Raw genomic sequence first — 12,259 nt, 5'->3', positions numbered from 1 at the left:
TACTCGGCGGCCGAGGTTTTTGGAGTGTCTGCGTGCTGAGCAGCGTACTGGGCAAATGCCTGAAGCCGGGCGCTGTCCGCATTCACGGTGCCCCAGTCCTGCATCACCGGGTCGTTCCACAGGGCGAGGTCTTCAGAAATTCGCGCCAGTCTGAGAGGTTCGTCGGTGCCCATCTTCACCCCGCTTTCGCGTCCTCAGGCTGTTTGATGCTCAGGACGCGGCTGGCGCCCGTCTGATCGGTGGTCACGCCCCACAGCGCGTGGGCAATTTCCATCGTGGCCTTCTGGTGCGTGACCAGCAGAAACTGCGCGCCGCGTTCACTGAACAACTTGAGGAAGGCGGTAAAGCGGCGAATGTTGGCCTCGTCCAGTGGGGCGTCCACCTCGTCCAGTACCGCCAGGGGGAGACCGCCCGCGCCGCCCTCTCCACCCGCATGGTTGAGGGCGAACAGGAACCCCAGACCCGCCATCGTGCGCTCCCCAGCCGAGAGCAGAGTCATCGAGCGCGTGCGCTTCCCCTTGGGCTGCACCGCCAGCCGCACGCCCCGGATCCGGCCGGCCTCATCGGTTTCGTGTTCCAGTTCGCCCTGACCACCCAGCAGCTCGGCGCTGTAGTCGCAGAAGGCCGCGTTCACGCGCATCAGGGCGGCGGCGGTGGCCTGGCCCTCGGCGCCCTCAAGGTCGGTCAGGTGGGCGCGCAACTCGGCAGCGGCCGTTTCGGCGTCGGTCACTTCGGCACGCTGGGCGTCCAGCAGACCTGCTTCGGCGGCGTGGTCGGCCTCGGCGCGGGCGTTGACCGGCCCCAGGGCCTCCAGGGCGGCGCGCACGCGGCCCAGTTCAGCCGTCCACTCGCGCGGGGTGCCGGGGGGCAGGCAGCCGTCGGGGAGAGGCTCTTGCAGCCCTTCACGCCGGGCCACCAGCAGGCGCAAGTCCTCCAGGCGCGCGCGCGCCTTGTTCTGACTGGCGATGAGATTCGCGTAAGTCTGCGCTGCCTGTTCACGGGCGTACTCGGCGCGGGCGTATTCGTTCTCGTCCAGGGTGCCCAGCGCGGCCTCACGGCGTGCGACCTCGGCCTGGGCGTCCTGCACATGGCTTTCCTGGGTCTCAAGCGCGCCCGCACCTGCCTCCAGGCGGGCGCGCAGCTCACCGGCACGGGCGCGGCCGGTGCGGTAGGCGCGCCACGCGGCGTCGGCTTCGCGGCCCAGGGCCAGGGCCTCAGCGGCAGCGCGTTCGGCGGCGCGGCCTGTTTCGGCCGCGGCGCGGGCCTGGCTCAGCTCATGGTCTAGGGTGCCCAGGTCCGGCAGCGGCGCGGCGGGGTCAGTAGTCGCAGGCACCTCCGGCCCCAGCCGGGCAGCCAGGCGGTCGCGGTGGGTTTCCAGGCTGCGGGCCTGCGCGCCCAGTTCGGTCACGCGGCGCTCGGCCTGCGTTTCCTCCTGGGCCGCGCGTTCGCGGGCTGCCAGCAGGGTGTCGTGCTGCGTCGCCCCGCCCCCCAGGGCCGCCTCCACCTTAGCCAGGTCGGTTCCCAGGCGCGTGCCCTGACGGTCGGCCTCCTCCAGTTCCGCGTCCAGTTCCTGAAACCGGCGCTGGTCGGCCAGCACGCCGCCCCCCGTATCACGCGCCCGGCCCCCCGTAATCGCGCCGCCCGGCTCTACCAATTCGCCGTCCAACGTGACCAACCGCGGGCGGCTTGCGTGACTGCGCGCAATTCGGTTGGCCGCCCGCAGGTCCCGGACGACCAGCGTGTCGGCCAGAATCGCTTCACCGACCAGCGGCGGGTCGCTGGGGCACAGGTCGGCCAGGTTGCCCACCACGCCGTCCTCCCGCAGCAGGCCGCCGTCCCGCCGGGGCCGGGCGCGGATGAGGTCCAGCGGCAGAAAGGTCGCGCGCCCACCCGTGCGCTTCAGCTCGTCAATGATCTCGCGGGCGTCCTCGGCCCGGGCCACGACCACCTGTTCCAGGCGGCGGCCCAGCGCGGCCCCCACCGCCACCTCGTACTCAGCGGGGACGGTCAGCAGGTCGGCGACCGACCCCACGATGCCGGGGTGGTCGAGCCGCAGGGCGTTTCTAGCGCCCTCGCCGTAGCGGGCGTAGGAATTAAGGGTCTGCTCCAGCCGCTCGCGTTCGCGGCGCAGAGGCGCCACGCTGGCATTCACGCGGGCCAGTTCGGCGCGCAGGTGGCGCTCCTGTGCCAGGGCGGCCTCGCGCTCAGCAGATAGGGTGCGGTAAGCGCCCTCGGCCTGTTCGCGGGCGTGCCGGGCCGCTTCCAGTCGCTCACCGGCGGCGTGCAGCGCCTCTGTGGTGGTGTCCAGATTGCCCTGCGCCCGGTCCAGTTCGGCGCGCAGGGTCTCCTGGCCACCAGCCGCGCGGGCCTGGGCCTCGGCCGCGCGGGCGACCAGAGTGCGGGCACGGGTCAGCTCGGCGTCCAGGCGGCGGGTGCGGGTTTCAGCCGCCTCTGCGCCAGCGCGAGCAGCCACCAGTGCCGCGTCCAGGGCGGCCAGGTCAGAGGCCAGCTGGTCGGGGGCGCGGGTGGGCAGAGCGGCGCGTTCAGCGTCCAGCGCCGCGCGCTCTGCCACCAGATGGTCGCGGTAGCGCGCGGCCTGGGCGGCGGCGTCGCGGGCGGCGCGCAGGGTGTCCAGGGCGCCCGCGTAGGCGTCGCGGCGGGCGCGGGCCGCCTGGGCCGCCTCACGGGCGGTGTCCACAGCGGCCGCCGCCGTCTGCACCTCACGGCCCAGGGCGGCGCTGCGGGCGTCCAGGGCCTCAGCCTCGGCCCGCGCCCCGGCAATTTCGCGGGCCAGGGCCGCCTGGCGCTCACGCTTAACGGCGTCGTCCAGGGTCAAGACGCGCAGGCTTAGGGCGCGCCACTCGCGGGCTTCCTGGGCCGCGCGGGCCAGCCGGGCCAGGCCCGCTTCACGCTCCTGCAAGACCAGCCGCAGACTGTCCAGATGGGTGTCGGCCTCGCGCAGCCGGGCTTCGGTCTCCTGCCGGGCGGACACGGCGCGCGACAAGCCAGCGGCCTCCTGCACGTAGCCCAGCAGCGTCTTGCCCTCGGCCTGCACCACCCCGCTGACCTCGCCCTGGCCAATCACGGCCAGGCCCCCCGGCCCCAGCCCCGTGCCGCGCAGCGCCCCCTGCACGTCGCGCACGCGGGCGGCGCGGCCTCCCAGGTCCTGCTCGGCGGTGCCGTCGCGGTAGATGCGCCGGGCCAGATTGACGCGGCCTTCCGGGGTGTGCAGTTCCAACTGCACCTCGGCCAGACCCAGCGGCGCTTTGCCCCCGCTGCCGTGAAAAATCAGCTCCGAGGCCCGCCCGGCGCGCAAGTCACGGGCGCGCGCCTGGTGGGTGGCCCAGCGAATGGCCTCCACGACGTTGCTCTTACCGCTGCCGTTGGGGCCAATCACCGCGCTGACCCCCGGCCCAAACTCCAGGCGGGTGCGGTCGGCAAAGCTCTTGAAGCCGTGCAGGGTGATGCTGCGGAGCATAGGGACTAGGGGGAGAGGGGTTAGGCGCCTGCAGACTACTTTGCAAGCACCTGAACCCGTTAAACCCCGCTTCTCCTCACAGGTCGGTGCAGTCCTGGCGCGTAAACGGCTCGCGCAGGTCCAGGTGGCCCAGGGTTTCGACCCGTTGCCCGTTCAGGAGGAAGGTCACGTCCTGGCCCCGGTCTTCCAGCAGTGTCCGGGTCAGGGTGCACAGCAGCATGCGCTCGCCGCTGGTCCCGTAGCGCAGGGCGCCGTAGGATTCGGGCAGGTCCACATAGAAGTGCTGACCCCGCAGGTAGATCTTGGGCGGCACGCTACCCGCCGGCACCACGCCCAGGAACGACTTGTCGTAGGGACCACGCGCCCACACGTCCACCGCCGCCTGCGCCAGGGCGCGCGGTCCCTGCTGCGCCACCTGAATGGTGCGCGTTTCGGGCCGCAGGCGCTGCACCTGGGTGTCGGTGAAGTACACCTTGACTTTCAGGGCCTGGCGCTCGGTCAGTTCGGGCCGGGGGGGCGTAGGCGTCGGTGGGGTGCGCTGCACTGATTGCAATGCCAGAACCGCGCCCACCAGCAGCGCGGCAGCCACCACATTAAACAGCGAGAACAGTTTGCGCAGGGCCATCATGGCTGCGCCCCCGCCTCAGCACTGATATTCGCGTTGTTGTTCGCCCGCGCCGTCAGGTAGGTGGCCACCGAGCGGGCCACGGCCCCGGCCATGATCTGCAGGCGCTGGTCCACGCCCAGCTTGGCCACGTCCTCGGCGTTGTTCGACCAGCCCAGTTCCAGCAGCAGCGCCGCCTGCGGGGCCTCACCCAGACTCAGGACGCGGGTGGTGCTTTCCTGGCGGGCCGTTACGCCGCCGCCCCGGAGTTCGCCGCGCAGCAGTTCGCTCAGGCGGCGGGTGCTGCCGGCCCCGGCCACCACCAGCGGCGCGTAGGGCGGCGCCGTGCCTGCGCGCAGGGTGTTCACGAGCTGCGAGCCGGCGCGGCCCGTCTGTTCGTACACCGTCACCCCGCTTCGCTTGGCGCCGGGCAGGCGCCCCAGGTCCAGGGCCAGGTACACGTCGCTCTGGCGGGCCAGGCGTAGGGCGTCCTCGCGCGGCAGGGTGCTAGCGGCGTCTCGGGTCACGCGCACCTGCCAGCCAGCCTTGGTCAGCAGTTCGGCGGCGCGGCGAGACACCTCCAGGGTCACATCGCGGCCCAGGCCCGAGACCCGCGCGGGGTCCAGCACAATCAGGGGCGCAGTGACGCGGGTCAGGACCTCAGGGCTGCTCCGCGCCACCCCAGGGCCAGCGTCTATAACCACGCGCACGTTGCCGGGGCGCACCACCTTATACACGCGGTAGCCGCTGGTGGCGGGCAGCGGCAGGGTCACGGTCAGGTCGCTCCCAGCCTTGGCCACCTCGGCCGACTTCACAAAGGCGCCGCGCGTGGTGTAGCGCCTTGCCTCGCCACTCAGACCGCGTAGGGTGAGCACCACGCGGTCGCCGCGCTGCTCGTCCTGCACCGTCACGTCACGGCTGAGGTCCAGCACCAAGCGGTCGGTGTCGCGGCCCGCGCGGCTGCTGACGCCCAGCAACTGGGGCGGCGCCAGCGTGAATTTGCCGGGCTCGTACTGTGCGCCCAGGCCAGCGGCCAGGGTTTCTACCGGCAGGTAGAGGTTACCGTTGACCAGGGTGGCCGCGCGGGCCTGCACCCGGCGGGCGTCCAGCTGCACGGTGTTGAAGTCGGTGGTGGCGCGCTGCTGGTCCTCGTCAATGGGCAGCAGCAGGGTGTGGCCCAGGCCAGTCACGCGCACGAGGCGGTTCTCGCGCGTGACGGTCAGCAGGCCGCTCAAGGCCGTCTGACTGGCGTACTCGGCGCCGTACAGCTGAATACTGTCCACCGTCTGCCCGGCCAGGCTCAGGCGGCTAAAGGCAATCTGGGCGCCTGCCAGGCCAATCAGCAGCAGGCCCGCACTCAGGGCACTCCACATGGCGCGCCGACCCAGCGGCGCTGGTCTAGGCGCCCTCACAGCTCGCGCAGCTCCCGGCGCACGGTCTTTTCGGCCTCGGCGCGGCGCTTGTCGTGCAGCTTCTTCCCGCGCGCCAGCGCCAGTTCGACCTTGAAATACTTGCCCTTCTGGTACAGCTTTGTGGGCACCAGCGTCAGCCCTTTTTGCTCCAGGCCACGCTTGAGCTTGCCAATTTCCTCACGGTGCAGCAGCAGGCGCCGGGTGCGCCGGGGTTCATGGTTGTTGTAGGTGGCTTCCTTATAGGTCGGGATATACAGCCCCTCCAGGTCCACATTCCCACCATGCAGGCGCGCAAAGGCGTCCCGGAAGTCCACGCCGCCCGCCCGGATGCTCTTGACCTCACTGCCGGTCAGACTGATCCCCGCTTCAAAGCGCTCCAGCAGTTCGTACTCGTAATGAGCGCGGCGGTTCGTGTACACGGGAGGCATTCTAGCAAGGGGCGGTGAGTGGTGAGTAGACGGCCAGCGGCGGAGAAAACGGCCTGCTTGGCGCGCATGCCGGCCGTCTTCCACGCATCCCTTACCCCTTCTTCGGCTGGCTGGGCCGCACCTCCACCCGGCTTGGCAGCGTGCGGGCCGGCATCTTCAGCAGGTCCACCGTCAGCTGGGCCAGGTCTTCAGGCTGGATTTTCCAGGCGTCTTTCTGGTCGTCGGGCGTGTGGCCATTAAAGTGCGTGGCCACGCTGCCCGGCATGATCTGCGTCACCTTGATGCCCCGGTCGCGCAGGTCCAGCATCAGCACTTCGGAGAGGCCATTCAGACCAAACTTGCTGGCGTTGTAGGCGGCCCCGCCGGCAAACGGGTTCTTGCCTGCCAGGCTGGAGAGGGTGAAGATGTACCCGCCGCGTGCGGAGAGGGCCGGAATGGCGGCCTTGACGGTGTAAAAGGCGCCGCTGAGGTTGGTGTCGATCACGTCTTGCCACTGCTCGATAGTCAGGTCGGCCACGCTGGCAAAATGCCCCACGCCTGCATTGACGAACAGGACATCCAGGCCGCCAAAAGCCTGAACGTGGGCGTCTACCGCCGCCTGTACCGCCTGCGGGTCTTTCACATCACAGGCCACGCCCCGTGCGCCTTCGCCTAAGGCGGCCGCCACCGCTTCGATCTCGGCCTGGTGACGGCTGGTCAGTGTCACGCGGTACCCCTCGGCCACCAGCGCGCGCGCCACCGCTTCGCCAATGCCCTTGCTGGCCCCCGTAATAAAGGCGCTTTTCTGTGTGTTCGCCGTGTTGGTCATGCGCGGACGCTAACACGACCCGGCGGCGCCGCAGTGTAGGGGCGCCGCCAGTCTGAAGGCCAAGCAGGGATTTTTTCAGGGGAGTAGGGCCAGAAACAGAGCCTCAGCCTTGGCAGGAAGAACGGTAACAACCCAAACGCCCTTTTCCAGCTGTCTCACACTGGGCAGGAGCCAGACACCGTCAGCCTTCCCGACTCTCTACCTCCCGCCCCTTACGGCAGGCGCTGGGCCAGCTGGTCATACATGTAGTTCACGAATTCCGCGCGGTAACGCAGCAGCACCGAGATACCAAACGACTCATTCAAGACCACGTTCTGCCCTTCCGGCACCCGGAACTCCAGCCGTGCGCCCAGCTTGTTCCAGGGCACCAGCGAGCGTGGGGCCACGAACACGGGGCGCACCTGAATGGCTCCTGGCGCCGCCGCGTTGTCGGTGATGGTCGCCCTGGGATAGCGGCGCTTGATGGCCCCGCCGCTGTCGCGTTTCATGGCCGCCAGGATGCTGGCGCGCTGCTCGGCACTCACGAGGTTCTGGTTGCCTTCAATGACCGGGTCGAGAATCACGTAGGTGGCGGCGGCTAGGCGGGCACCTGTCCAGTTGGTCGGCGCCCCCTGGGCAAAGGCGGCCGTCAGACCCAGAGCGGCGGTGAGGGGCAGAAGCGTCTTCATGGGGACCAGTGCAACACACGCCACCTGACGCCGCGTGAACTCCCCGTGAGGGTCACCGAGCGGCCGTCTGCCCCCGAAAGGTGTTTTTTGCGTTGGCAGAGAGGCAGAGAAGCCCACTACAGTGGGGCCATGCAAGACCTACTGAGCGTCATGCGGCGCCTGCGTGGCCCTGGCGGCTGCCCCTGGGATCAGGAGCAGACCCACGAGTCCCTGCGGCCCTACCTGCTGGAAGAAGCGGCTGAGGCCGCCGACGCTGTGGCCAGCGCAGACCGCGCCGAACTGGCCGACGAACTGGGTGACGTGCTCCTGCAGGTAGCTTTTCACAGCGTGATTGCCGAGGAAGAAGGCACCTTCGCCTACCCTGCCGTTGAGCGCGCCATCGTGGACAAGCTGGTGCGGCGTCACCCCCACGTCTTTGGGGACGTAGCGGTCACCGACAGTGCCGAGGTCATGCGCAACTGGCAGGCCATCAAGGCGGCTGAGGGCGGAGCCGCACAGGGGCAGCCCCGCCGGCCCTCGCAGCGGGTGCCTGCCGGGCTGGGCGCCCTGGCCCGTGAGGCGAAGGCGCAGCAGTTGGCGGGCACGACTGCCGCTAACGCGCAGGCGACGGCCATCATCAACCTGACCCATGCGGCGGCCACCCCCGAAGACGTAGCCGCTACCCTGGCCGCCGTGGTCACGTGGGCCCGTATGGCGGGCGTGGACCCCGAACTGGCCCTGCGCGACCACACCGCCGCCACCCTGCGTGCGCTGGACGGCGCGTGACCGGCTTCCCTGCGCCCGACCCTCTGGACACCGCCCTGGCCGACCCCTGGGCCGCCTGGGTGGGGGGCCGCGAGCGCCGCACCCTGCATCTGCCGGATTACCGCCGGGCGGCGGTGCTGGTAGGCCTGACGCTAGAACCCAGCCCGCGCGTGCTGCTCACGGTACGCTCGGCCGAGCTGCCCACCCACAAGGGGCAGATCAGTTTTCCCGGAGGCAGCCTGGAAGCGGGCGAGGATGTGGTGGCGGGCGCCCAGCGAGAGGCCGAGGAAGAGGTGGGCCTGGACGCGGCGCAGATTCAGGTGCTCGGCACCCTGGACGATGTGTTCACGCCTGTGGGCTTCCACGTCACCCCGGTGCTGGCGCGTCTTCCGGCCGAGCCCACGCTGACCCTCTCGGGCGAGGTGGCGCAGATCCTGCTGCCCTCTCTGGCCGACCTGCGCGCGCTGCCTGTTCTCCGTGAAAGTCGCCGCCTCCCAGACGGCACCCTGGTCCCCCTCTACCGCTATCCCTGGCAGGGGCACGACATCTGGGGCATGACAGCGCGCGTGCTGCACGACCTGCTGACCCACGGCCCACAACTCTAAAAACACCCCTACCAACTGGCAGGGGTGCGGGTGAAAGCTGGGGTTAGCGGGTGGGCGTAATCGTGATCTGGCCGTTCTGCGTCACGTTGTACGTGCTGCTAAAGGTGCGGTAGCCCGGCGCCACCATGATGATCTCGTGGCTGCCACGCGACACGCGCACGTTCAGGACGCCGTTGCGGATGGTGCCGACCTCGTCGCCGTCCACGAACACGCGGCCCGCCACGCTGCTGCGGATGGTGATGGTGTACTGGGTGGGCGCGGGGGCCGGGGCAGGCGTCACGGCCTGGGCGAACTCCACGTTCAGGTTGGTCGTGCTGCCCGCGCGGATGGCCAGGGTGGTCGTGTAGTCACGGTAACCAGGGGCCTGGACACGCACGGGGTAGGTGCCGGCGCGCAGGTTGCTGTAGGTGACGTTGGCGCCGCCCAGTCGCTGTCCATTGAGGATCACGGTGGCGTTGTTCACGTTGGTGCCCACAAACAGGCTGCCGGTGGCCACGGGGTTACGGGCCGCCACGGTGTAGAAGGCGGTGTCGCTCACCCAGCTGTTCTGGGGCAGGGGGTTCACCACGATGCTCAGGGCCTGCGCCAGCCCCGCCTGGTTCTTGGCGTTCACGGTGGCAAACTGATCCTGCGTGGTCTTAAAGGAGCTGATCTGGTCCAGATTCAGTTCCGTCAGGCTGGCCAGGGCCAGCACCTTGTTCTGGCCAATGGGGCCAGCCACGGTGTAATTGAAGTTGTCGTCCGCCGAGGGGAAGGTCTTGGTGGTGCCGGCCTTCACGAAGTTACTCTCGGACAGACGGTTGGGCAGGATCTGGTCTACGCTGCCGTCGGGGTTCACGTTAAACAGGTACACGTAAGAGTCCCGGTTGGCGCTGGCGCTGATAGAGATCTTGTCGCCTACGCGGTAAGCAGGGTTCTGGGCGCCGCTGGCGTCCTTGTCCACGCGCACGCTGACCTGCAGGTCCGGCTGGGTGGGGTTCACGATGATGCTCTGGGCGCTAATCTTGGGTGCCGCAGCGGCCGTGCTCAGCAGCAGGGCCGCAGGAATAAACAGGAACTTCTTCATGTCGTACCTCCGAGAAGCAGCCTACGGGGGACAACATGACGCACTGTGAGCCAGATAGGGCGCTTTGTTAATGGTGCTTCAGGTCACCGTCAGAGAGGTGACGCCTGCCTGATGGACGCCGAAAACAGGCGATCTAGGCGCACAAAAGAAGACGACCCGGAAGAGGCCGCCTGTCCCTGTCTCGCTGGTCTGGCGCCAGCATGGATGAGGCTGACCAGGCCCAGAGCAGGCCTCAGCGTCCCCTAGCGAATCACCCGCGCCGGCTCAACTCCAGCCGCCCGGCGGGCCGGAATCAGGGCGGCCAGCAGGGTCGTGACCAGCCCAATGGCGTTGACGCCCAGCACGTCCGTCCAGCGCACCTCGACCGGCAGGGTCGTGATGAAATACAGGTCGCCGGGCAACGAGAACGGCCGCACCGTGAAATACGCGCTGATGCCCAGGCCCAGCAGGTTGCCCAGCAGGAGCCCGCCCAGCCCCAGCGCCAGCCCCTCAATCAGAAAGACGCGGGTAATCAGGGAACGGGTGGCCCCAATGGCGCGCAGAATGGCAATTTCCTGGGTTTTCTCGAAGACGGCCAGGGTCAGCACATTGGCAATGCCGAAGGCCGCCACCACCACGATCAGCAGCACCACAAAAGCGATGACCTTTTTTTGCAGCGCGAGCTGGTCCAGCAGCGTGCCGTAGAGGCTTTGCCACGGCAGCGGCGAATAGGCCCGCGTGCGCGTCAAGTCACTCCCCACCGCCGGGGCCTGGTCCGGGTCACGCAGCCGCAGCTGATAGCCCGTGACGCTGCTGGTCTGCTGCAGGGCCTGAAGCGTTCCCAGGTTGGTAAAGGCGTAGGCCGAGTCAATCAGGTAGTTGCCCGTGGAAAAGACGCCGCGCACCCGCAAACTGGTGCGGCGCTGGGTGCTGTTGAGGAGGCGCACGGTGTCGCCCGTAAAGGCCCCCACACTGCGGGCCAGGGCGGCACCCAGCAGCACCTCGCCGTCTTTCAGGCTGCCCAGGGCCGCGCCTTCCTCGGGGGGCAGTTGCAAGACGCGCCGGGCGTCGCCGGTGACCCCAAACAGCGTGGTGAAATCCACCCCCGCCCCCCGCCCCGCCGAGGCTGGCCGGGTGAGCAGCCCCTTATCCGCCAGGAAGGGGGTGAATGCCTGCACGCGGGGGTCGGCCTGCATGGCGCGTTCCAGGTCGCGGTCGCGGGCCTGCGGGGTGTAGGCGGTCACGCTCAGGTGGGGGCTGGCGCGCAGCGTGGCGTCCACCAGGGCGCGGGTAAAGCCGTTGGTCAGGCTCAGGGCGGCAATCAGGGCCATGACACCGACCGCAATGCCCAGGATCGTCAGGGTGTTCTGCATGCGGCGGCGGCGCAGATGGGCGCGCGCCAGTCGCCAGGGCAAGGCGCGGTCGGGGGCAGGCATGTCGGGGCCGAGGATAACAGACTGCCCCCACCCGGCAGCCTGGCTCGGGTGGGGGCGGTCTCTGGGGGTCAGCGAACGGCCGTAATACGAATCTGGCGCGCGCCCCAGTTCAGGGCCTCGGTGCGGGTGGGCATCCAGATGTCCACGCTGTTGGTTTTGCGGGCCGCCATCGTGTCTTCCACCATAAAGACGCGCCCCCTGAGCATGGAGTTGTAGCGCCCACTCAGGTCTTCAATTGTGACACGGGTGCCGTAAGGAAAGACGCGCAGCAGGTCGCGGGACAGGGCCACCACACCGGGGCGGGTGCGGGTTCCGGTGGCTGTGATGAAGGGCGTGGCGTCGGTCTGTCCCGGCACACTGTTGTAGGCCGTGGAGCGGGCAATGGCCGTCTTACCCCGGATAGGCGTCAGGGCCACGGGCTCGCGCACCGCCTGGGTGCTGGCAATAGCTGCGGCGCGGTTCTGGGCCGCCTGCTGCGCGGCACTGGGGGCGGCCGGCACAGCTGGGCGAACCGTCAGGGCGTCACGGACGGCGCCGGCCGCCACGCTGCTATCGGGCAGCGCGGGGGTAGCGCAGGCACTGCCCGCCAACAGGGCGGCGGCGCAGATGGATTGAAAAATGGTGTAAGACATGCACACTCCAACGAGCGCAGCGTCAAGGCACGCGCCCGGTTGTCGTCAGAAGTTGGGTTGGGAGCAGATGAAGCTCAGGTCTCTTCGTGCATGAGCGTAATGGGACGAGATGGCAGTTTTCTAAGAACCAGATAGATCGACTCTCATTTAAATTTTGAAATATTCGGTAGATGAGTTCAAATTGACAGAAAAATCTCGACCAAGAGACAGTATCAAAAATGAGACATGTTCTAATCGTCTCATTTAGTTTCTCATCGGAAAATGAGTTCTGGGTCGGCCAAGTGGCTTATTTCACGCCCAGTCAGGCGACCAACAGGAGGCAATAGGGTGCAGGCTGACACTTCAGACGTGAGATGGCCTGAGAGAGTGCCCAACCTCTTGCTGACCGGGCACCCATCT

Annotated in this window: 11 protein-coding genes; 2 read left to right on the top strand and 9 right to left on the bottom strand. The window is 68.6% G+C overall.

Annotated features, from left to right (window positions below; genetic code table 11):
• Window positions 1-175: 175 nt before the first annotated feature.
• From K7W42_RS11040 to K7W42_RS11015, 6 genes are all read right to left on the bottom strand, one after another.
• A complete protein-coding gene (locus K7W42_RS11040; protein WP_224574647.1) occupies window positions 176-3,478 on the bottom strand; it encodes an SMC hinge domain-related protein in 3,303 nt (1,100 codons plus the stop codon).
• A gap of 76 nt (window positions 3,479-3,554) precedes the next feature.
• Entirely contained in the window at window positions 3,555-4,106 is a 552-nt protein-coding gene (locus tag K7W42_RS11035) for a GerMN domain-containing protein (protein ID WP_369411339.1), read from the bottom strand.
• Window positions 4,103-5,455 carry an N-acetylmuramoyl-L-alanine amidase gene (locus K7W42_RS11030; protein WP_224574655.1) on the bottom strand — a complete coding sequence of 451 codons (1,353 nt, stop codon included), beginning with the start codon at window positions 5,453-5,455 and terminating at the stop codon, window positions 4,103-4,105. The genes K7W42_RS11035 and K7W42_RS11030 overlap by 4 nt, the downstream gene beginning before the upstream one ends.
• A gap of 35 nt (window positions 5,456-5,490) precedes the next feature.
• Window positions 5,491-5,922: an SsrA-binding protein SmpB gene (gene smpB, locus K7W42_RS11025; RefSeq protein WP_157458714.1), complete on the bottom strand. Its 432-nt coding sequence runs from the start codon at window positions 5,920-5,922 to the stop codon at window positions 5,491-5,493.
• A 91-nt stretch (window positions 5,923-6,013) separates the two neighbouring features.
• On the bottom strand, window positions 6,014-6,730 hold the full coding sequence (locus K7W42_RS11020) for an SDR family oxidoreductase (protein WP_224574645.1): 717 nt from the start codon (window positions 6,728-6,730) through the stop codon (window positions 6,014-6,016).
• Between the two features lie 212 nt (window positions 6,731-6,942).
• Entirely contained in the window at window positions 6,943-7,398 is a 456-nt protein-coding gene (locus K7W42_RS11015) for a hypothetical protein (RefSeq protein WP_224574644.1), read from the bottom strand.
• Window positions 7,399-7,527: 129 nt separating this feature from the next.
• On the opposite strand from K7W42_RS11015, the gene K7W42_RS11010 reads away from it, so the two are divergent.
• Both K7W42_RS11010 and K7W42_RS11005 read left to right on the top strand, forming a co-directional pair.
• The gene (locus K7W42_RS11010) at window positions 7,528-8,163 is read left to right on the top strand and encodes a MazG family protein (RefSeq protein ID WP_224574643.1); all 636 of its coding nucleotides are present in this window, start codon (window positions 7,528-7,530) and stop codon (window positions 8,161-8,163) included.
• A complete protein-coding gene (locus K7W42_RS11005) occupies window positions 8,160-8,747 on the top strand; it encodes an NUDIX hydrolase (RefSeq protein ID WP_224574642.1) in 588 nt (195 codons plus the stop codon). The genes K7W42_RS11010 and K7W42_RS11005 overlap by 4 nt, the downstream gene beginning before the upstream one ends.
• Before the next feature lie 43 nt (window positions 8,748-8,790).
• On the opposite strand, the gene K7W42_RS11000 is transcribed toward K7W42_RS11005, so the two are convergent.
• The 3 genes from K7W42_RS11000 to K7W42_RS10990 form a co-directional block, all read right to left on the bottom strand.
• Window positions 8,791-9,813 (bottom strand): DUF4384 domain-containing protein, encoded by a 1,023-nt coding sequence (locus K7W42_RS11000; protein WP_224574641.1) that lies wholly within the window; start codon window positions 9,811-9,813, stop codon window positions 8,791-8,793.
• 242 nt (window positions 9,814-10,055) lie between these two features.
• Window positions 10,056-11,228: an ABC transporter permease gene (locus K7W42_RS10995; protein ID WP_224574640.1), complete on the bottom strand. Its 1,173-nt coding sequence runs from the start codon at window positions 11,226-11,228 to the stop codon at window positions 10,056-10,058.
• A 68-nt stretch (window positions 11,229-11,296) separates the two neighbouring features.
• Complete coding sequence (locus tag K7W42_RS10990; protein WP_224574639.1) at window positions 11,297-11,860, bottom strand: 3D domain-containing protein; 564 nt, start codon at window positions 11,858-11,860, stop codon at window positions 11,297-11,299.
• Between the last annotated feature and the right edge of the window lie 399 nt (window positions 11,861-12,259).

This window comes from Deinococcus betulae (assembly GCF_020166395.1).
In the GTDB taxonomy this organism is placed as follows: domain Bacteria; phylum Deinococcota; class Deinococci; order Deinococcales; family Deinococcaceae; genus Deinococcus; species Deinococcus betulae.
Note: the sequence above shows the minus strand (reverse complement) of the source record. Positions and strands in the feature narration are given on the sequence as shown.